The 22,411-nt window shown below is 73.4% G+C and carries 5 protein-coding genes; all 5 read right to left on the reverse strand.

Annotated features, from left to right (window positions below):
• Positions 1-85: 85 nt before the first annotated feature.
• The 5 genes from ACWD3E_RS26595 to ACWD3E_RS26615 are packed head-to-tail and all read right to left on the reverse strand — an operon-like array spanning position 86 to position 21,936.
• On the reverse strand, positions 86-832 hold the full coding sequence (locus ACWD3E_RS26595) for a beta-ketoacyl-ACP reductase (RefSeq protein WP_451390075.1): 747 nt from the start codon (positions 830-832) through the stop codon (positions 86-88).
• Positions 832-6,576: an SDR family NAD(P)-dependent oxidoreductase gene (locus tag ACWD3E_RS26600; RefSeq protein WP_451390076.1), complete on the reverse strand. Its 5,745-nt coding sequence runs from the start codon at positions 6,574-6,576 to the stop codon at positions 832-834. Before ACWD3E_RS26600 ends, ACWD3E_RS26595 begins: the two co-directional genes overlap by 1 nt.
• Positions 6,577-6,581: 5 nt before the next feature.
• Entirely contained in the window at positions 6,582-9,917 is a 3,336-nt protein-coding gene (locus ACWD3E_RS26605) for an amino acid adenylation domain-containing protein (protein ID WP_451390077.1), read from the reverse strand.
• On the reverse strand, positions 9,914-13,261 hold the full coding sequence (locus ACWD3E_RS26610) for a type I polyketide synthase (protein ID WP_451390078.1): 3,348 nt from the start codon (positions 13,259-13,261) through the stop codon (positions 9,914-9,916). Before ACWD3E_RS26610 ends, ACWD3E_RS26605 begins: the two co-directional genes overlap by 4 nt.
• Positions 13,258-21,936: an SDR family NAD(P)-dependent oxidoreductase gene (locus tag ACWD3E_RS26615; protein ID WP_451390079.1), complete on the reverse strand. Its 8,679-nt coding sequence runs from the start codon at positions 21,934-21,936 to the stop codon at positions 13,258-13,260. Before ACWD3E_RS26615 ends, ACWD3E_RS26610 begins: the two co-directional genes overlap by 4 nt.
• Positions 21,937-22,411: the final 475 nt, after the last annotated feature.

The raw sequence follows: 22,411 nt of genomic DNA on the forward strand, positions 1-22,411 counted from the left end.
TTGGTCGCGGCGGCGGACTCCGCCTCTCTTCTGAGCTGCTTTTCCGGGGTGGTTCTCGAGCGGTACGACCCGGGTGCGGGCCGGGTCAGCCGCCCATGCCGCCGTCGATCCGGAAGGTGCTGCCGGTGATGTATCCGGCGCGGTCGGACACCAGGAAGGAGACGAGGTCGGCGACCTCTTCCGGGCGGCCGAAGCGGCCGAGCGCGATGCGCTGGGCGAAGGTGTCCTGCAGGTCCCTGGGAAGGCTCAGCACCGGGTCGGTGGTGATGAACCCTGGTGCCACCACGTTGGCGCGGATCCCGTACCGGCCCACCTCGCGCGCCAGCGAGGTGGTGAAGCCGATGATCCCGGCCTTGGAGGCGACGTAGTTGGTCTGTCCGGCGTTGCCGTGGATGCCGGCGATCGAGGACAGGGTGACGATCGTGCCGCGGCGGCGTTCGACCATGCCGTCGATGACGGAACGGCACACGTGGTACACGCCGTCGAGGTTGGTGCGCAGCACGTCGTGCCAGTCCTCGTCCTCCATCGCGATGAGCGGGTTGTCCCGCAGCACCGCGGCCGAGGCGACCACCGCGTCGAGCGGGCCGAGCACGTCCTCGGCCTCCTCGACCAGCGTGTCCACGGCGCCCGGGTCGCTGACGTCGGCGCGGCGGAAGTACGTGCGGCGGCCGAGCCCGGTGATCTCCTTGTCCAGCTCCCGGGCGGCTTCGTCGGAGGAGGCGTAGCACATCGCGACGTCGAAGCCGTCCTCGGCCAGCCGCAGGACGATCGCCCGGCCGATGCCCCGGGAGCCGCCCGTGACGAGGGCCACCGGGGCCTGCGATCCGTTCATCAGTGCTCTCCCTCGGCGGCCAGCAGAGCGCGCAGCTGGGCTTCGACTTCGTCGTCGGACAGGTCTGACAGGTCTGACAGGTCTGACAGGTCCGACACGTCGTCGGCCGAGTCCGGGTCCGGGCCCAGGTCGTCGCGGGCGAGGAGCTCGATGGCGTCCTCGGGGTCCTGTCCGCCGGGTCCGGCGGTCAGCAGGGTGACGGTGTGCGCGACGGTGGGGTGGTCGAAGAACGCCCGCAGGTCCAGTTCGATGCCGAGCAGGCTCTTGATCCGGGTGCCGATCTGCACCGCGGCCAGCGAGTGGCCGCCGAGGGCGAAGAAGTCGTCGTCGACGCCGACCCGTTCCAGGCCGAGGATGTCGCACCAGATGCCGGCGACGGCCTGTTCCTGCTCGGTGCGCGGTGCGACGTAGGCGGTGGCCAGGTCGGGGCGCGGGTGGACGCCGCCGGGCGGGGCGAACTGCTCCATCTCCCGGGCGAGCAGCTCGGGCGTCAGGGAGCGGGCCAGGTCGCGCAGTTCGGCCACGTCGCGGTGGCAGACCAGGAGGTGACCGGGCAGGTCCGGGGCGGCCAGGATGCGGGCGAAGGCGTCCTGGCCCTGCTGCTCGCTGATGCCCTCGCCGAGGGTGGCCAGGATGCCGCCGACGGCGTCGGGCGTGTCCGCGCCGGCTTCGGCGGGCGCCGCGGCGGAGCGGGCGATCTGCTCGCGCAGACCGTGGAGGTCGTTGATCCGCTTGATCGTGAAGTCCGTGATCTCGACCAGCACCCGGCCCTCAGGGTCGAGGACCTCGAAGTCGCAGGTCATGGTCTCGCCCGTGGCGTCGGTGGACTCCTTGAGCCGCGCGTGGCAGTGGATCGTCGGCGTCAGGCCGTGGTGGACGCGCAGGCTGCGGTAGCTGAACGGCAGGTAGTACGTGTCCGTGGCGTAGACCCGGGCGGTACCGCCGACGGCGTCGAGCAGCGCGGGGTGCAGCAGGAAGTCGTCGAGGTCGGCTTCGTGCTCGGGGCCGAGCCCGAGGGTGGCGAACAGCCGGTTCGGGCCGACCTCGAGGCGCTGCATGCAGTCCCAGCGGGGGCCGAAGGAGAACTCGATCGGTCCGCCGCGCTGGAAACGGTCCAGCCGCAGGCCCTCCTGGATCGTCCCGGGAGTGTCCAGGACGCGGGTGACGCCGCAGTCGGCGGTGAGCGCGGCCAGGTCCCGCACCGTGTCGGGGCCGGGTTCGTGAAAGGCCACGGAACCCAGGGCGTGGTCGGTCCAGGCCGCCGCTCCGGCAGCGCCGCCGCGGCTGCGCACCGCGAACCGCCACTGTCCGTCGCGCTCCTCGACGGTGGTGAACACCTCGCGCCTCTGCCCGTCGGGTACGACGACCGGGGTGAGGTACTGCACGTCGCCGATCTCGATGGTGCGGCCGGCGGCCTGCTCGGCGACGGCGGCCCGCACCAGTTCCAGGTAGGCGGTGCCGGGCACGAGCCCGTGACCCATGATGCGGTGGTCGCCCACGATCCAGTGGTCCGCGGTGCTGAGCGTGGTCGAGTAGGTGCGCGAGTCGGGGCCGCCCTGCACCAGGCGCTGCAGCAGCGGGTGCCCGGTCAGGGAGCCGCCGGCGCCGGCGCCGAACCGGTCCGACAGCCCGGCCGCCATGCCGACCTCACGCCAGGTGTCCCAGCCCACGGCCGTGACCGCGGTGCCGCTCTCCTGCCGCTTCCACTGGGCGTACGCGTCCAGGAAGGCGTTGGCCGCGGCGTAGTCGCTCTGGCCGGGGCCGCCGAGCAGGGCGGTGACGGAGGAGCACAGCAGCAGGAAGTCCAGCCGGTCCTCGCGGCAGACGCGGTCCAGCACCAGGGTGCCGCGCGTCTTGGCGGCGAGTACGTCGTCGGCCTCGGCGCGGGACTTGGTGAGGATCATGCCCTGGGAGGGCCGGCCCGCGGCGTGCACGACGCCGTGCAGGGCGCCCGCCAGGTCGCGGACCCGCTGGGCGGCTTCGGCGGTCTGCGCCTCGTCGGTGACGTCGGCCTGCAGGACGACGACCCGGGCACCCAGCTCGGTCAGTTCGCGCAGCCGGCGGATGCGGACGCTGACCGGGTCCTGCTCGTCGTGCCCGTCGAGCCAGGCGTCCCAGGTGTCCTCGGCGGGGAACGCGGAGCGGCCGAGCAGGCCGAGCACGGGCCGGGCCACGGTGCGGGCGATGTGCTCGGCCATCGCCAGGCCGATGCCGCCCAGGCCGCCGGTGATCAGGTAACCGCCGCCGTCGCGCAGGCCGGTGCTGCCTTCGCCCTCCAGCGTCACCGCGTCGAAGTCGCGGCGCCACCAGTGCCGGCCGCGCAGCGCGAGTTCGGCTTCACCGGGGGGCGAGGTCAGTGCGGTGTGCACGGCCTGGACCAGGGCGTCGTCCGGGTCGTGGAAGTCGGCGCCGGTGAGGTCCAGGGTGCGGCAGGTGATGCCGGGGGTCTCCTGCGGGATCACCGTGCAGGCGCCCAGCACGGTGGCGTTCTCCGGCTGGAGCGGTTCGGTCCCGGTGACGGCGAACACGCCACGGCTCAGGACGTCGAGCGTCACCGGGCCCTCGGGGCGGGCGTCGGCGAGGGCCTGGGCGAGGGCGATCAGACTGTCGAAGCCGAGCCGCCGGGCGTCGTCCAGCCGCTGCTCGGTCGGCGGGCCGTCGACCGGGGCGGTCTGCGTGCCCCACAGGTGCACCAGGCGGAGTTGCCGGACTTCCCCGGCCTCCTGTACGGCCGGGGACCGCAGGACCGCGGCCAGGTGTTCGCGGTCGGCCGGGTCGGCGCTCCACCCGCCGTCGGTGTCGTCGCCCGGCGCGTCGCCTGCGGTGACCCGTACGACGCGCTCGCCGGCGGCCGTCAGCCGTGCGGCCAGGGCGCGCCCGAGCGGGAGTTCGGCCCCGAGCAGCACCCAGACGGCTCCGGTGGCGCCGCTGTCCTGCTGCGGCCTGAACGGCAGGCGCTTCCAGCCGGGGCTGGAGAACCAGTCGGCCGGGGAGGCCGCCGTGGGCGCCTTCGAGCGGTCCGTGGTCCGCCGGTCGGGCTCCACCCAGTAGCGCCGCCGCTGGAAGGCGTAGCCCGGCAGCCGCACCGTGCTGCGGTGCTCACCTTCGTGGAAGGCAGCCCAGTCCACGACGGCGCCCGCGCTCCACACAGCGCCCAGGTTCGCCAGCAGCAGGGTGCCCTCGTCGGTGCGGTCGCGGGGATGCGGCAGCGAGCCGGCGACGGTCCGGCCGGTGGTCCAGGAGCGGTGGGCGCGGACGAAGTTGGCCAGCGTCTGCCCGGGGCCGGCCTCCAGGGGCACCAGGGCCGGGTCGGCCAACAGGACGTCGAGGGCGTCGCGGAACCGGACCGGCTCCCGCAGCTGGATGCCCCAGTACTCGGGGCTGGTGGCCTGTTCGTCGGTGATCCAGGTCCCGGTGACGCTGGACAGGAACGGGATCTCCGGAGCCTTCAGGATGGCCCCCCGGACCTCGTCGGCGAAGGGCTCGACGGCTCCGGTCATGTCGGGCGAGTGGAAGGCGTGCGAGGTGTGCAGCCGGCGGCAGGCGACGGACGCGGCCTTCAGCCGTGCCTCCAGAGCGCCGATCGCCTGCTCGCTGCCGGAAACGACGGTGAGTGCGGTGGAGTTGACGGCCGCGACCGACAGTCCCTCCTCCAGCCACCCGGCTGTCTCGGCCTCGGGCAGGAAGACGCTGAGCATGGCGCCTTCCGGCATGGACTGCACCAGCCGGCCGCGGGCGGCGACCAGGCGCACCGCGTCCGGCAGGGAGAACACCCCGGCCAGCGTGGCGGCGACGAACTCGCCGATGCTGTGTCCCGCCATGGCCTGCGGAATCACGCCCCAGGAGGTCCACAGCCGGGCGAGGGCGTACTCGACGCAGAAGAGGGCCGGCTGGGCGAACTCGGTGCGGGTGAGCCGATCCGCAAACCGAGGAGCCTCGGCGTCGCCGTCGGCGGCGAAGACCAGGTCGCGCAGGTCCTGGCCCAGGTGCTCGGCGAACAGGTCGGCGCACCGGTCGAACTCGGCGGCGAACACCGCTTCATGGGCGTACAGTTCGCGGCCCATGCCCACGTACTGGGCGCCCTGACCGGGGAAGAGGAAGGCGACCGGAGCCCGCTCGGCGCTCGCCGGAGCGGGGGCGGCCTCGGCGAGCTCGCGCAGCGCCGCCACGGCGTCCTCGGGGCCGTCACAGACCACGGTGGCGCGGTGGTCGAAGGCGTGCCTGCGGCAGGCCAGTGTGTAGGCGACGTCGTCGAGGTCGAGGTCCGGGTGGCGTTCGAGGTGGTCGGCCAGGCGCCGCGCGTTGCCGGCCAGCGCCGGGGCCGTCTTCCCGGACAGCGCCAGCAGCCGCTGCGGACGGGCGGTACCCGGGTCGGCCGGGGCGGGGGCCGGTGCCTCCTCCAGGACGACGTGCACGTTGGTGCCGCCGATGCCGAAGGAGCTGACGCCGGCCCGCCGCGGCTCGTCCGTACGGGGCCAGGGGCGCAGCTCGGTGTTGACGTAGAACGGGCTGCCGTCCAAAGCGAGTTCGGGGTTGGGACGCTCGCAGTGCAGGGTCGGCGGGATGGCCTGGTGCTTCAGGGCGAGGGCGGCCTTGATCAGGCCGGTGACGCCGGCCGCGGCGTCCAGGTGGCCGACGTTGCTCTTCACCGAGCCGATCGCGCAGTAGCCCTGGTCGTCCTGGTTCTCGGTGCCGTCCCGGAACGCCCGGGTGAGGGCGGCGAGTTCGATGGGGTCGCCGAGCGGGGTGCCCGTGCCGTGGGTCTCGACGTAGCCGACGGCCGCCGGGTCCACGTCGGCCAGGGCCAGCGCCTCGGCGATGACCTCGGCCTGGCCGTCGACGCTGGGCGCGGTGTAACCGGCCTTCAGGGAACCGTCGTTGTTGACTGCGGTGGCCAGGATAACGGCGTCGACGCTGTCGCCGCCGTCCCGGGCGTCGGCGAGGCGGCGCAGCACCACCACGCCGACGCCGTTGCCGGCGACGGTTCCGGACGCCTCGGCGTCGAAGGCGCGGCAGTGCCCGTCCGGAGACAGGATGCCGCCGGGCTCGTACACGTAGCCGCCCCGCAGCGGCGCGGAGACCGCCACACCGCCGGCCACGGCGATGTCGCACTCGCCGCCCAGCAGGCTCTGGCAGGCCAGGTGGACCGCGGTGAGCGAGGTGGAGCAGGCGGTCTGGACGGTGACGCTGGGGCCCTTGAGGTCGAGCTTGTACGAGGTCCGGGTGGCCAGGAAGTCCTTGTCGCCGCTGAGCAGGACCTGGTACAGGCCGGCCGAGTCCAGGACCGGCTGGTTGTTCATCAGGTTGAACAGCAGGTACGAGTTGAAGCCGGCCCCGGCGAAGACGCCGATGCGGCCGTCGAAGCGGTGGGGATCGACGCCGGCCGACTCCAGGGCCTGCCAGGCCGATTCCAGGAAGACCCGGTGCTGCGGGTCGAGGATCTCCGCCTCGCGGGGGCTGTAGCCGAAGAAGCCCTCGTCGAACCGGTCGGCGTCCTCCAGGAAGCCCTTGGCGCGGACGTAGTCGTCCCGCTCCAGCAGGGCCGCCTCGACGCCGTCGGCGAGCAGTTCGCTGTCGGAGAAGGTGGTGATGCCCTCCCGGCCCTGTTCGAGGTTGGACCAGAACGTCTCGATGTCGGGGGCGCCCGGGAAGCGGCCGGCCATGCCGATGACGGCTATGCGGTCGAGGTCCCTGTCCCCGCCCCGCTCCAGGTTCTGTTCCTGGTCGTGGCCTGGCTCTGACACGGTGATCACCTGTCCTCGCGGGAAAGAGCCCGACGTTCGGCCGCCTGCTGCCGCCGGTTGCGGGACTGTCTGCGGTTCTCGGCGCGCTCGCGGGCGCCGTTCGGGGAGCCGGCCTCTGCCGCCTGTGCTCTGCCGAGGTACTCGGCCAGCGATCCGACCGTGGGGTGCTGGAAGAGTTCGACCATGGTCAGCTCGTGGCCGAGGGAGGCGGCGAGGACGGTGCGGAACTCGGCCATGAGCAGGGAGTGCCCGCCGAGGTCGAAGAAGTTGTCGTGGGTGCCCACGCGTTCCACGCCGAGCAGCTCGCGCCACATCCCGGCGAGGGCGTGCTCCGTCTTGTCGCGCGGCGCGACGAAGCGGGTCTCCAGGTCGGGCCGGGCCGACTCGGGCGCGGGCAGGGCCTTGCGGTCGGTCTTCCCGCTGGGGGTCAGCGGGAGGCGCTCCAGGACGGTGACGGAGGCCGGCACCATGTACTCGGGCAGCCGCTGCCGCAGCTGGGCGGCCAGGTCACCGGGGGCCGGCGCGGTGTCGCCGGTGCAGGTGACGTACGCCGCGAGCCGGACGTCGCCGGGTGCGTGCTCACGGGCGACCACCACGGCCTCGCGGACCGCCTCGTGCGTCGTCAGCACGGCTTCGATCTCGCCGAGTTCGATGCGCAGACCGCGCAGCTTGATCTGGTGGTCCAGGCGGCCGAGGAACTCCAGGGCGCCGTCGGCCCGGTGCCGCACCAGGTCGCCGGTGCGGTAGAGGCGTTCGCCGGGGACGAAGGGGTCGTCGATGAACCGCTCGGCGGTCAGGTCGGGCCGGTTCAGGTAGCCGCGGGCCAAGCCCCGCCCGCCGATGTGGAGTTCGCCGGGCACCCCGACGGGCACCGGGCGCAGCCGCCCGTCGAGCACGTACAGCCGGGTGTTGGCGATGGGGCGGCCGATGGGCACGGGCCGGCGGTCGGCGTCGTCGCGGCGGCAGTGCCAGGCGGTGACGTCGATGGCGGCCTCGGTGGGGCCGTAGAGGTTGTGCAGCTCGGCCTGGGAGCGGGCCAGGAACCGGTCGTGCAGGTCGCGGGTCAGCTCCTCGCCGCTGCAGATGACCCGCCGCAGGCTGGTGCACTTCTCCACCGGTTCGGTCAGGAAGACCTGGAGCATGGAGGGGACGAAGTGCAGGGTCGTGACGGCCTCGTCCTGGATGAGGCCGGCCAGGTAGCCGCTGTCGCGGTGACCGCCCGGGCGGGCGACGACGAGGGTGGCGCCGGTCATCAGCGGCCAGAAGAACTCCCACACCGAGACGTCGAAGGAGAACGGGGTCTTCTGCAGCACCCGGTCGGAGGCGTCCAGGCCGTAGGCGTCCTGCATCCACAGCAGCCGGTTGCGCAGGGCGGCATGGACGTTCATCACGCCCTTGGGCCTGCCGGTCGAGCCCGAGGTGAAGATGACGTAGGCCAGATCCTCGCCGTGCACGACGACTCCTGGGTCGTCGTCGGGTTCCTCGGCCAGTTCGGCGGCGAGGTCGTCGACGTCGAGCACGGAGCAGTTGAGCGGGGGCAGCCGGTCGGGCACCGAGCCGTGGGTGAGCACCACCGGCGGCCGGGCGTCCTCGACGATGTCCGCGAGGCGTGCGGCCGGCAGGTCGAGGTCCAGCGGGGTGTACGCGCCGCCGGCCTTGAGCACCGCCAGCAGGCTCACCACGAGGTCGAGGGAGCGTTCCATGGCCACGCCGACGACGACGCCCGGGCCGACGCCGTGGCGGCGCAGCCGGTGCGCGAGCCGGTTGGCGCGGCGGTTGAGGTCGTCGTAGGCCAGGGACTGGCCGGCGTACCGGACGGCTTCGGCGTCCGGGTGGCGGCGGGCCTGCTCCTCGACGCACTCGTGCACGAGGCCGGCCGTGCCCCAGTCGTGTTCCGTGGCGTTCCAGTCGCCGAGGACCAGCTGCCGCTCGGCGTCGTCGAGCAGCTCGAAGTCGTCCACCGGAGTGTCCGGACGGGCGGCGGCCTGTTCGGCCAGGCGGCAGAAGCGGGCGGCCAGGCGGACGACGGTGGCCTCGTCGAACAGGTCGCGGTCGTACTCGAACCAGCCGGTGAGTCCGCCGTCGGTGTCGAACGCCTGGAGTTCCAGGTCGAAGCGGGCGCCCTGGCTGTTGACCGGCAGCCGGCTCAGTTGTGCACCGCCGAGGGCCCGGGGCGGGACGGGCTCGCGGCCGTAGCTGAAGCTGATCTGGGCGAGCGGCGGCCGGCTGAGGTCGCGGGCCGGCTTCAGGCCGGACACCACGAGTTCGAAGGGCACGTCCTGGTGGGCGTAGGCGCCCATGCAGGCGTCCCGGACCCGGGCCAGGACGGTGGTGAACGACGGGTTGCCGCTCAAGTCGCCCCTGATCGCAAGTGTGTTGACGAAGTAACCGATCACCGGCTCGACTTCGGCGCGGTCCCGCTGGGCGATGGGCACGGCGACGACGATGTCGTCCTGACCGCTGTGGCGTTGCAGCAGGATCTGGAGCACGGCGAGCAGAGCCATGTACGGGGTGGCGCCGTGCCGGCCGGCCAGCGCGCCCAGCTCCCGCATCAGCGACGGGGGCAGCTCGACGGGCACGAAGTGGCCGTTGAAGCCCTGCACGGCCGGGCGGGGCCGGTCGGTGGGCAGGTCGAGCGCCGAGGGGGCGCCATCGAGGTGCGCTCGCCAGTACGCCAGGTCCTCGTCCCAGGCGCCCTCGGCCAGCTGGTGGTGCTGCCAGTCGGAGAAGTCGCCGTACTGGATCTCCAGCTCGGGCAGCGGCGAGGGCCGGCCGGCGGCGAACGCCTCATAGAGCTCGGACAGTTCGGACAGGAACACGGCAGTGGACCAGCGGTCGGAGATCAGGTGATGCATGGCGGTGACGAGCACCGACTCGTCGGGGCCGGTGCGCAGCAGCTGCACCCGCAGCAGCGGTCCGGTGGTGATGTCGAGGGGCTCGGCAAGTGCCTCGTCGATGCGGCGCTGCCGCTCGGCGGCGGTGAAGCCGTCGTCCCGCAGGTCGATCTCGGGGACGTCCACGGTCAGGTCGTGGTGCACGACCTGGACCGGGACGCCGTCCTCGACGCGGAAGGTGGTGCGCAGCGCCTCGTGGCGCCGCACGATCTCGGCGACGGCGGCCCGCAGCACGCCGGCGTCCAGCCGTCCGGTGACCCGGGCGGCGCCGGGCACGATGTAGCCGGGGTTGAGCGGCCGGAGCTGTTCGAGGAACCAGGTTCCGCGTTGCAGGACGGACAGGGGAAAGATGTCCTGCGTCGTTTCCCGCTCGGCCATCAGTGCTTCGAAGCGGGCCCGTTGCTCCGGGGACAGGGCGGCCAGCCGTGCCGCGAGGTCGTCGGTCACGGCTGGTCCCCTCCCTGGGCGGCCGGCGGTTCCTCGCCGGACGCGGGCTCGCCCAGCTGCGCCAGCACATCGGCGGCGACGCTGTCGTCAGTACGCCGTCGGCGCCGGCGGATCGGCGCGGATCGCGCGCCTGCGGCTCCCCGGGCAGGCGCGGTGCCTGGGACCGGGGCTGCCTCGTCCTCGGCGGAGAGCTGGGCGAGGATGGTTTCCGCGACGGTGCTGATGGTGGCGCCGCCGAGGAAGTCGGTGACCTGCAGGGTGACGTTCAGCCGGCTCTGGATGTCGTTGCGCAGTTCCACGGCCATCAGCGAGTCCAGGCCGAGGCCGGTCAGCGGCTCGTCCAGACCGGCGGAGGCGGACACCGAGCCGAGCACGCCCCTGACGCCGAGCACGAACTGGTCGGTGAGCTTGGGCAGCCGCTCCTCCTCGGGCAGGCTCAGCAGCTCCTCGGCCGTGGGGATCGGGCTCTGCCGGCGCCGGCCGCGACGCCGGGCCGGGGCCGCGGTCTCCTGGCTCGGCGCGGCGGGTACGGCCTCGTCGGTGCCGTCGGCGGCGACATCCACGTCAGCGGCGGCGGGCCCGGCGCCGTGCCACGCCCTGGGCGGCTGCCAGCACTCGGTGGGGTCGAAGGCGTAGGTGGGCAGTGCGGTCTTCGTCCGCGTGCAGTCGCGGTCGAAGCCGGCCCAGTCGATGGTGGCGCCGCGGGCGTACAGGGCCGCGACGGTCGGCAGCAGGACCTCCCAGTCGTCGGTCCCCGGGCGCAGGCTGGGCAGCAGCAGGTCGTCGTGGTCGGGCGGCAGGGCGTCGCTGACCAGGCCGAGCAGCGTGGGCGCCGGGCCGACCTCCAGGAAGGCGCGGTAGCCGAGGTCGTGCAGCGTCCGCACGCCGTCGGCGAACCGTACGGTCCCCCGGACGTGCCGGCACCAGTAGTCGGCCTCGGGCGCCCGGTCCCACGGCCACAGGTCGCCGGTCACGTTGGAGACCAGCGGGATCGTGGGGGCGGTGAAGGCGATCTTCCGCGCGGCCTTGCGCAGCGGGTCGAGCACCGGGTCCATGAGCGGTGAGTGGCCCGCGGAGGCGATGTGCAGCGCCTTGGTGGTGACACCGCGGGCGGCGAACGCGGCGCAGACCTCCTCCACCAGTTCCCGCTCCCCGGAGATGGTGGTGTTCTTCGGGCCGTTGACGGCGGCGATGGAGATCCGGTCGAGGTCGTCGGCGAGCCGGGCGGCCACCTCCGCCTCGGGGGCGAACACCGCGGCCATCGTGCCCGGCTTGGAGAACTCCTGGATGATGCGGGCCCGTTCGACGGTGAACGCCAGGGCGTCCTCCGGCGACATCGCGCCCGCGACGCAGGCGGCCACGCACTCGCCGAAGCTGTGGCCGAGGACGGCGGCCGGCTCCAGGCCCCAGGACCGCCACAGCTGCGCCATCGCGTACTCCACGGCGAAGGTGGCCGGCTGGGCGTAGGCGGTGTCGTTGATGCTGCGGTCCCCGGGGTCACTGGGGAACAGCACGGAAAGCAGGGGCCGTTCCAGCAGCGGCTGCAGGATCTCTGCACAGGTGTCCACGGCCCGGCGGAAGGTGGGCTGCGTCTGGTACAGGCGGGCCGTCATGCCCGGGCGCTGGGCGCCCTGGCCGGTGAAGAGGAAGGCGACCTCGGTGTTCTCGGCCTCGTCGTGGGCCAGGCCCGGGCCGGTGTCGCCGCGCAGGAACGCGTCCAGCCGGTCGGCCATCTCCTGGCGGGTGGCGCCCACGGCCGCGAGCCGGTGCCGGAAGTGCGAGCGGCCGGTGCCGGCGGAGTGGCACAGGTCGGCCAGCGAGGCGTCGTCCGCGGCGGTGAGCCGGTCCCGGTAGCGGCGCGCGAGGCCGGCCAGAGCGGTCTCGCTCCTGGCCGACAGGGTGAGGACCGAGGCGGGGCGGCGCGCCTCGGAGGCGGGCTCGGGCGCGGGCCGGGGAGCCGGCGGGGCCTGCTCCAGGATCAGGTGCGCGTTGGTGCCGCTGAGCCCGAAGCTGCTCACGGCCGCGAAGCGCGGTCCGTCCGGCGCGGGCCAGGGGGTGACCTGGGTGGGCACCTCGAAGGTGGTGCCCGTGAAGGAGATGTTCGGGTTCAGCCGGGTGAAGTGCAGGTTGGGCGGGATCTCGCCGTGCGCCAGGCACAGCGCGGCCTTGATCAGTCCGGCGGCGCCGGCCGCGGCCTCCAGGTGGCCGAGGTTGGTCTTGACGGCACCGAGGTACACGGGGTCGCCCTCCGGGCGCCCGTAGACGTCGGCGAGGGACTCGGCCTCGATCGGGTCGCCGAGCCGGGTGCCGGTGCCGTGCGTCTCGACGAGGCCGACCTGGTGCGCCTCGACGCCGCTCGCGGCGAGGGCGGCCCGGTACACCTCGCGCTGGGCCGCTCCGTTGGGGGCGGTGATGCCGGAGCTGCGGCCGTCCTGGTTGACCGCGCCGCCGCGGACCGTGGCGAGGACGCGGTCGCCGTCGCGCAGCGCGTCGGAGAGCCGCTTCAGGACGACGACTCCGCACCCTTCACCGCGCACGTAGCCGTCCGCGCTGTCGGAGAAGGACTTCGCGCGCCCCTGCTTGGACACGGAGCCGAACTGCGACTGGGAGATCAGCAGCACCGGGGACAGCACCACGTTGACGCCGCCGGCGAGCGCCAGGTCGGACTCCCCCGCCCGCAGGCTCTGGCACGCCTGGTGCACCGCCACCAGGGAGGAGGAACAGGCGGTGTCGACGGCGAGGTTGGGGCCGCGCAGGTCGAGGAGGTAGGCGATACGGCCGGGGATGAAGCTGAGGGCCGCGCCCGAACTGGTGTAGGCGCTGACGTCCTCGGCCTGGCGGATCTGCGCGGTGACGTAGTCCGAGGACGCCACGCCCATGAACACGCCGGTGCGGCTCCCGGCCAGGCCCGAGGGGGCCTGACCGGCGTTCTCCAGCGCTTCCCAGGCCACTTCCAGGGTCAGGCGCTGGTGCGGGTCCATGGCCAGCGCCTCGCGCCGGGAGATACCGAAGAACTCGTGGTCGAACTGGTCGATGCGGTCCAGGAATCCGCCGGAGCGGGTGTTGATCGTGCCGGGCTTGCCGGGCTCCTCGTCGTAGAAGGCGTCGTTGTCCCACCGGTCCGCGGGGATGTCCCGGATGGCGTCGACGCCGCTGGTGAGCAGCTGCCAGTAGGTGTCGGTGTCGGTGACACCGCCGGGGAAGCGGCAGCCGACGCCCACGATGGCGATCGGTTCGCTGCGGGCCCGCTCGTACTCCTCGACCTGGCGCTGCAGGCGCTCCATGGTCAGATAGGCGCGCTTGAGCGTGTCGGCCGACACACCCTGCTGTCCCTGTCCCGTCATGACTGACCTCCTTCGTCGAGCTGGTTCGTCTTGGCCAGCAGCAGGGCTTCGAGTTCGGCGGCCGACATCGTGTCGAGGTCCAAAGGCCCGTCGTCTGAGGCGGGTGTCGGCGTGGCGGACCGGGCGGCGGGTACGCGCGTGCGCTCGCGCGGCGGTTCGGGCGCGGCCTGGGCGGCCTCCAGCTGGATCTCCATGCGCTCGGCCAGGAAGGGCACCAGCTGGTCGATGGTGGGGAAGCGCCAGGTGACGGTGGAGGGCAGCGTCACACCGAGGGAGGACTCCAGACCCGTACGCAGTTCCAGCGAGAGCAGGGAGTCGAAGCCCATGGCGGTGAACGGGGCGCTGGTGTCGATCGCGGCCGGTTCGGTGCCGACGACGCGGGCCGCGGCGGCCCGGCAGTGGTCGAGCAGCACCGCCCTGCGGCGGCGACCGGGTTCGACCGCGAGCAGCCTGCGCCGTACGTCGTCCTGTCCCCGCGGGCCCGCCTGGGCTTCGCCGGAGCGGTCGGCCAGGGTGCGCAGCAGGCCGCCGCCGGTGTGGCCGCGCAGTTTGTCGCGGTCCAGCGGCAGGACGCAGACCTGGGCGGCGGAGCCGCGCAGCAGCAGGTCCAGGGTGGCGATGCCCTGTTCGGGGCTGATGCTCTCGACACCGCGGGCGGACAGGGCGCCGCCGCGGTCGGGCCGGGCCGCGAGGCCTATCTCGGACCATGGGCCCCAGTCGATGCTGAGCGCGGGCAGGCCGCGGGACCTGCGGTGGTGGGCGAGGGTGTCGACGAAGGCGCTCGCGGCGGCGTAGTTGCCCTGGCCGGGCGAGCCGAGCACCGCGGCGGCCGAGGAGTACAGGACGAAGAAGTCCAGTTCGCGCTCGGCGGTGGCGCAGTGCAGATGCCAGGCGGCGATCGACTTCGGGGCGGCGACGGCGCGGAACCGTTCCTGGTCGAGTCCGGTCAGCAACCCGTCGTCGAGGACGCCGGCGGCGTGCACGACACCGGCGAGCGGCGGCATCGTGGCGTCGATCCCGGCCAGGACCTCCTCGACGTCCTCGCGCCGGGACAGGTCCGCGCGGACGGTGCTGACCTCCGCCGAGACACGTAGCTGGGCCAGGGCCCGTTCGGCCGCGGGCGACGGGCCGCTGCGGCCGGCCAGCACCAGGTGCCGGGCACCCTGCGCGGCCAGGTAGTGGGCGGTCTCCAGGCCGAGGGCGCCCAGGCCGCCGGTGATCAGGTAGGTCGCGTCCGGCCGGATGGGGGCCTGTTGCGGGCCCCTGGCGATCGGTTCGTTCCGCTCGGGGCGCAGCACGAGCTTGCCGGTGTGCTGGGCCCTGGCCATCGTGGTGAAGGCGGAGGCGGCTTCGGCGTACGGGTGGACGCTCACCGGCAGCGCGGTGAACTCCCCGTGTTCGAAGCCCTGGTCGATGTCGTGGAAGAGTTCGCCGATCAGGTCGTCCTGCTCGCGGATGGTCCGCTCCAGGTCGACGGCGAAGAAGGCCCGGTTGTCCTTGAAGAAGCCGAGGCCGATGTGGCTGTCGTCGTGGATGTCCCGCTTGCCGATCTCCACGAACCGCCCGCCGGGTGCCAGCAGTTGCATGCTGCGGACCAGGGCCTCGCCGGTGGTGGAGTTGAGCACCACGTCGACGCCGCGTCCGTCGGTGGTCCGCATGACCTCGTCGGCGAAGTCGAGGGAGCGTGAGTCCATCACGTGCTCTACGCCGAGCCTGCGCAGCAGGTCGCGCTTCTCCTCGGTGCCGGCGGTGGCGAAGATCTGGGCTCCGCCCCGCCGCGCAACCTGCAGGGCGGCCAGGCCGACGCCGCCGGTCGCGGAGTGGATGAGCACCTTCTCGCCCTTGCGGAGGCGGGCGAGCTGCTCCAGGGCGTGGACGGCGGTGAGAAACGCGATCGGCACCGCGGCGGCCTCTTCGAAGGCCAGACCCTGCGGCAGCGGGGCGACGAGGCCGCTGCCGACGGTGGTGAAGGCTGCCATGCTGTTCGCGCCGACCGCCATCACCGCGTCCCCGACCTGGAACTGTGTCACCCCCTCCCCCACGGCGCTGATCCGGCCCGCGCATTCGGCACCGAGCGGCACGATCCCCTCGGCGCCCGGGTAGGCGTTCATGGCCTTGAGCACGTCGCTGAAGTTGAGGCCCGCCGCGCTCACCTCGATCTCCACCTGGCCGGGGCCGGGCGGGGTGCGGTGCCACACGGTGGACCGAAGGCTCGACAGCATGCCCGGACGCGCCGCCAGGAGGCGGTGGTTGCCGTCGCGGGAGGGGTCGAAGGGCCACCGCCGCGCCTGCCGGACGCCGGTGCCGCCGTCCCTCCAGGGCCGGAGCGCCGGGGTGCGGCGTACGCCGTCGCGCAGGGCGACCTGGTCGTCGCCGCCGGGGAGCAGCAGCTCGTCCACGATCCGGTCGGCCTCGTCGTCCGGGCGGGCCGGGTCGAGGTCGACGATCACCGGGCGCAGTTCACCGTGCTCCAGCCCGATGACCCGGGCCAGGCCCCACAGCGGCGCTTGGGCGACGGCGAACTGCTCGTCGTCGGCGGCCGGTTGGGCACCGCGCGTGAGCAGCACCAGGCGGGGCGCCGACTCCCGCTCGGCCGAGGCCAGTTCCTGGACCAGGCGGAGTACGGGGATACAGGCGGCGTCCTGTGCGGCGAGGAGTTGCTCGGGAGTGGCGTCCTCGGCGAGGCCGAGGTCGAGGGCCCGGGCGTCGACGATGCCGTCGATGCCGTCCTTTGAGCTGCCGTTCCCGTGCAGGGCGGACAGCAGGGCGGCGAGGTCGTCCGGGCTCTCGGGGTCGAGCTCGTAGCGGCCGGGTTCCGTTTCGCGGTACCCGGTGCCGGCGGTGACGGTCACGCAGGTACCGCCGCGGGAGGAGAGCGCGGCCTCCAGCCCGGCGCCGACGCCGCCGCGGTCGGCGAACAGAAGCCACCGGCCGGGCCGGGCCGCGGTGGCGGGCTCGGCCGGGGCCTCCTGCCAGCTGATCCCGTACAGGTCCCGGCTCGCCGGGTCGCCTGAGTCCGTACGGTTCACCCGGCGCAGGGCGACCCCCGTCAGCCGGCCTACGACAGCGTCCGACTCGTCGTACAGCACGACCGTGGCGTCGGTGATCTCGTCGGCGTCCGGCTGGGGTGCGGCGACCGAGGCGTGCGCCCACCGGGGCCTGGCGCGGTCGGTGAAGAGGGTGAAGTCCCCCACCCGCACCGGCAGGTAAGTCCCCTTCAGGGAGGGCTCGTTCGCACCGCCGAGCGCCGCGGCCAAGGCCTGCAGGGCGCTGTCCAGCACGGCCGGGTGGACGAGGTGGGCGCCGCGGTCGTCGGTGAGTTCCGCCTGGTCGCGCAGCCGGGCGAGCGCCTCGCCGGAGCCCCGCCACAGTTCCGCGACTCCCTGGAACGCCGGTCCGTACGACAGCCCCGAGCGGTGCAGCGCGGCGTAGTGGTCGCCGGCCTCGACGGTGTCGGCGCAGCGGGCGCGCAGCGCGGCCGGCGGTTCGGCGGCGGGCCGTGCGGCGGCGCGCCGGTAGGAGCCGCGGGCCGCCTCTGCCCACTCCTCGCCCTCACCGCCGCGGGTGAACACACGCAGCGAGCCGGTTTCGGAGGTCTCGGGCAGGAGGACCAGTTGGACGGTGTCGTCGTCGCAGCGCTCCGGTATCGCGGTCAGCCGGGTCAGGTGGAGGCCGGTCACGGCCGCGTCGGAGCCGAGGCGGGTGCGGGCCGCGGCGAGCGCGGCGTCCAGCACCAGGCTCGCCGGCAGCACCGCGCTGCCCGCTACCTGGTGGTCCTTGAGGTAGCCGAAGCCCTCCAGGTCCACGGGCGCGGACCAGTGGTCGGCGCGCGGTGCGACCGCGGAGCGCACGAAGGAGCGCAGCACGGGGTGGCCGTCCCACACCGTACGGCGGACGGCGGTGTCCGACCCGAACCAGCACCGGGTGCGCTGCCACGGGTAGGTCGGCAGGGCGGCCACGGGGCCGGTCGGGCCGTACACGCGGGTCCAGTCGACCTGGAAGCCGGTGCTGTAGAGGCGGCCGAGCCCGGCCAGCACGGCGGCCCGCCCGGACTCGTCGCGGCGCAGTGAGGAGACCGCGACCGTGTCGTCGTACGAGGACAATCGTTCGGTCATGGCGTCGGTGAGCATCGGGTGCGGCGAGAGCTCGACGAACACGTCGTGCCCGGACTCGGCGAGCGTGGTGATCGCACTGTCGAACAGCACCGGCCGGGTGAGGTTGTCGGCCCAGTACTCCGCGTCGAGCCGGTCGCCGGCGATCAGTTCGCCGGTGACCGTGGAGAGCATCGGGACGGCCGCGGCGCGCGGCGTCACCCCGGACAGCAGCCGCCACAGTTCGCCCGCCACGGGTTCCATCAGCGGGCAGTGGGAGGCGAACTCGACGGACTCCAGGAGCCGGCAGTAGACGCCCTCGGCCTCCAAGGTGCCGGCCAGCCCGGTCAGGGCGGCGGCCTCGCCGGACAGGACGGTGGAACCGGGACTGTTGCCCGCCGCCACCCATACCGGTCCCGGCTGACGCTCGGCGAGGAGCCGCTGCGCCTCGTCCAGCGAGAGGCCGACGACGGCCATGCGGCCCTTGCCTGCGGCCTCGTGCAGGACGGTGCCGCGGTGCAGCGCGACGACGAGCGCGTCCTCCAGGGACAGCGCGCCCGAGACGTGGGCCGCGGCGATCTCGCCGACGCTGTGCCCGACGACGGCGGCCGGTTCCACGCCCCAGGACCGCCACAGCGCGGCCAGGGCGACCTGGACGGCGACGAGCGCGGGCTGGCCGACCGCGGTGTCCAGCAGCCGGGACCGCTCGGGGTCGGCGGTGAGCTGGTCCAGCAGCGACCAGTCGGTGTGCCGGCGCAACAGCGCGTCGGCCCGCTCGACGGCGGCCCGGAACACGGGTTCGCCGTCGAGCAGGTCCGCGGCCACCGGCCACCAGCGCGGCCCCTGCCCGGAGAAGACGAACACCGGCCGGGGGCGCCGGCCCACGCGCCGGACGCCGGAGCTGAGCCCGGAGGCCTGCTCGCCGCGGCCGAAGGCGGCCAGGCCGATGCGCAGTTCGTCCGTGGTCGAGCCGGTCACGGCCAGCCGGTGCTCGTGGTGGGTGCGGCGCAGGGCGGCTGCCGAGGCGAGGACACCGGGGCTGAGGCCGGGTCCGGCATCCGTCAGGAGGGACTCGTAGCGGGCGGCCAGGTCGCGCAGCGCCTGCTCGGTGCGGGCCGACACGGGCAGCAGCACCGCACCCTCGGGCGCGGGCCGGGCGGCGGCGGGGGCGGGCGGTGCCGCTTCGAGCACCAGGTGGGCGTTGGTGCCGCCGAAGCCGAACGAGCTGACGCCCGCCAGGGCGGGGCCGTCGCCGTCGGGCCACGGCTGCAGGGCGTCCGCCACCCGCAGCGGCAGGTCGTCGAAGGGGATGTGCGGGTTGGGCTCCCGGTAGTGCAGGGTCGGCGGCACCGCGCGGTGGTGCAGGACGAGGGCGGTCTTGATCAGCCCGCCGATGCCGGCCGCGGACTCCATGTGCCCGAGGTTGGACTTCACCGAGCCGATCAGGCACGGCCGGGCCGGGTCGCGGCCCTCGCCGAGCACGGCGCCGAGGGCCTTGGCCTCGATCGGGTCGCCGAGCATGGTGCCGGTGCCGTGCGCCTCGACGTAGCGCACGTCCGCCGGGCGCACCCCTGCGCGGGCGTAGGCTGCGCGCAGGACGGCTTCCTGGGCCTGCGGGTTGGGGGCCATCAGGCCGTTGCTGGCGCCGTCGGAGTTGACCGCGCCGCCGCGGATCACCGCGTACACGCGGTCGCCGTCGGCCAGCGCCCGGCTGAGCGGCTTGAGGACGACGACGCCGGCGCCCTCGGACCGTACGTACCCGTCGGCACTCGCGTCGAAGGGCTTGCACCGCCCGTCGGCGGACATCACGCCCGCCTTGCTGAAGTTGATGGCCGGCGCCGGGGACAGCACCAGGTTCACCCCGCCCGCCAGCGCCAGATCACACTCGCCCTGAGCCAGACTCGCGGCAGCCTGGAGGACCGTGACCAGCGAGGAGGAGCACGCGGTGTCGACGGCCATGCTGGGACCGTGCAGGTCCAGCAGGTACGACAGCCGGTTCGCGGCGATGCTGAGGGCGCTGCCGGTGCCGGTGTAGGCGTCGATGGCGTCCAGGTCACGCAGTTGGCGCACGGCGTAGTCGAAGGTGGAGATGCCGACGAAGACGCCGGTCGAGGAACCGGCCAGCCGGTCGGCGGGCAGTCCCGCGTCCTCCAGCGCATCGAAGGCGACCTCGGCGAGCAGCCGCTGCTGCGGGTCCATGCGCGCGGCCTCCTGGCGCGCGATGCCGAAGAAGCCGGGGTCGAACTGGTCGACGCCGTCGAGGAAACCGCCCCAGCGGGCGTTGGTCCGGCCGGGGGCCTTGGGGTCCTCGGAGGCGAAGTCCTCGCTCTTCCACCGCTCGGCGGGCACCTCGGTGATCGCGTCGCGTCCCTCGCGCAGCAACTGCCAGAAGCTCTCCGGGCCGTCGGCTCCGCCGGGGAAGCGGCAGCCGATGCCGACGACGGCGACGGGCTCGGCCTCGCCCCGCGCGGGCGCGGCGGGCGCGGCGGGTGCGGCGGGTGCGGGCGGGATGGCCGCCGCAGTCCCGGTGGCAGCGGTGGCGGTGCCCGCGGTGCCGGTTGCGGGTTCGCCCGCCAGATGCCGGGCGAGCTTCTCCACGGTGGGGTGTTCCCACGCCGCGGTGGCGTTCACCGGGCGGCCGAGGCGGCGTTCGAGGTCACCGGCCAGCGTGACCATGTGCACCGACTGCAGGCCGTACGCGGCGAACGGCAGGGCGGGGTCGACGGCTTCGGGCCGGCTGCCGGTCGCTTCGGCCAGCGCTTCCTTCAGCCACCCCTCGATCTCGGCGGCGGTCGCCACGACGGGCGGCGCCAAGTCGGGTGCGTCCGTGGCGCGTTCACTCCCGGCGGACGCGGCGGGCGCGGCGGGAGTGGCGGGCGCGGCGCCGTCGCGGTCGTGGCGCCAGAGGGCCACCGCGTTCAGGCCGTCGTTCATGAAGCTGTCCAGGCAGGCGGAGCGCTGGAGTTTGCCGCTGGAGGTCTTCGGCACGGTGCCGGCCCGCACGAGGGCGACCGCGAAGGCCTGCAGGCCGTGTTCCCGGGCGAGTTCCGCACGGATCGCACCGATGATCCGGTGGTGTTCCGCGGGGTCCTTGCTGCCGCGGTACTCCTGGATGACGATCAGGCGTTCCTCACCGTCGATCTCGCGGGAGCCCGCCACTCCGCAGCCCTGCCGCAGGCCGCCGTCCACCGCCTCCACGGTGCGTTCGATGTCCTGCGGGTAGTGGTTGCGGCCCGCGATGATGACGACGTCCTTGCGCCGGCCGGTGACGTAGAGCTCCGGTCCGTCGGCGAAGCCGAGGTCGCCGGTGCGCAGGAAGGGCCCCTCACCGGTGTCGGCCAGGTGGGCCTGGAAGATCTCCTCGGTCTCCGGGATGCGGCGCCAGTACCCGTGGGCGATGCTCTGCCCGGCCACCCAGATCTCGCCGACGCGGCCGTCGGGCAGCTCGGTCAGGTTCTGCGGGTCCACGATCGCCACCCGCTGGTCGGACAGCGAGGTGCCGCAGCCCAGCAGCGTCCGGGACGGTTCGCCCGGCGCGGCGTCCTCGGCCGTGCCCGCCTCCAGTGCGTCCGGCGTCAGACGGCGCCAGACGTGGCCGACGTCCGGGTCGCCGGTCGAGACCATCAGGGTGCCCTCGGCCAGCCCGTAGGAGGGGGCGTGCGCGGTGGGCCGGAACCCGGAGCCGGCGAAGGTGGCGGTGAAGCGCTCCAGGGTCTGCAGCCGCACCGGTTCGGCGCCGTTCGCCGCGATCCGCCACCTGCTCAGGTCCAGCGTCTCGCGCTCCTGCGGTGTCACCTTGGCCACCGCGAGGTCGTAGGCGAAGTTGGGCGCGGCGCTCGCGGTCGCCCCGGTGTCGGAGATCGCCTTCAGCCAGCGGAAGGGCCGCTTGAGGAAGGAGTACGGCGCCATGAACGTGACGGGGAACCCCGCGTACGCCGGGGTGAGCAGGCTGAAGATCAGCCCCATGTCGTGGAAGGGCGGCAGCCAGCTCACCACGTGCTGGTCGGGGTCGTGGGCGAAGAACGTGCCGAACATCGCGTCGATGTTGTGCAGCAGGTTTCCGTGGCTGACCATCACGCCCTTGGGGCGGCTGGTGGAGCCGGAGGTGTACTGCAGGAAGGCGATGTCGTCCCGGCGGCTGCCCGGGGGGCGCCAGCCGTCGGCGGCTGCGGTGTCCAGGTCGTCCACCGCGCACCAGGCGATGTCCCGCAGCGCGGGCGCGTGTTCGTAGAAGGAGTCCGCCAGGGCGACGGTCGCCGCCGGGGCGAGGATCACGGCCGGCTCGGCGTCCTCGATGACGCCGACCAGGCGCGGCAGGGTCCGCTTGAGGAACGCCGGGTCCGGCGGATAGGCGGGTACGGCGATGATGCCGGCGTACAGACAGGCGAAGAAGGACACCATGTAGTCCAGCCCGGCCGGACACAGGATCAGCGCCCGCTCACCCGCGGGAAAGCGCTCCCGGAGCACCGCGGCGATGGTGCGCGCCCGCAGGTCGACCTCGGCGTCGGTCAGGCGCTGCGGCTCGCCCTCACCGTCCACGAGGAATCGGAAGGTCTGGTGCTGCGGGTGCGCACCGAAGGTCATCCGGAAATGATCAACAAGCGATTCGGAATCGCGGCCCGGCATCAGACCGTCCTCTCACACTGGGCACCTACGAGAAACTCCTCGTCGGCAGTTGCGGGAAGCCGTAAGAATCAGATCGTCAACTGCTTTCTCTGATCACCTTGACAGAAACTGAACAGTAGTCCGTACAGGAGGTCGACGAATTGGAAATCACCGAGGTGAAGGTCATTTCGAGCAAGATCCACCCCGTTCGGAGATCAGCATCCACGAGCACCCCCACTCCGTCAAGAAACGGCCACAGCAGCGCTGTTCACCCCTGCGGAGAGTTTCCTGGAAAGCCGCCTCGTGACAGGCGGCGGTTATCCGGCCGGCCGTCCTGCCACCCACGATCACCACGGAGTTGACCGCCCCGGGGTGCCCACCCCCACGACCGTGCGCCCGGTTGGGCCGACGAGGCGTCAAATGTCCATTCCGCCTCGCGCCGGCAGGCCGGAAG

Source organism: Streptomyces sp. NPDC002676, from assembly GCF_053592455.1.

What these genes read in the sequence shown, in the direction of transcription:
- ACWD3E_RS26595 (WP_451390075.1), bottom strand. Translation starts at nt 832, where the DNA reads ATGAACGGATCGCAGGCCCCGGTGGCCCTCGTCACGGGCGGCTCCCGG.
- ACWD3E_RS26610 (WP_451390078.1), bottom strand. Translation starts at nt 13,261, where the DNA reads ATGACGGGACAGGGACAGCAGGGTGTGTCGGCCGACACGCTCAAGCGC.
- ACWD3E_RS26615 (WP_451390079.1), bottom strand. Translation starts at nt 21,936, where the DNA reads ATGACCTTCGGTGCGCACCCGCAGCACCAGACCTTCCGATTCCTCGTG.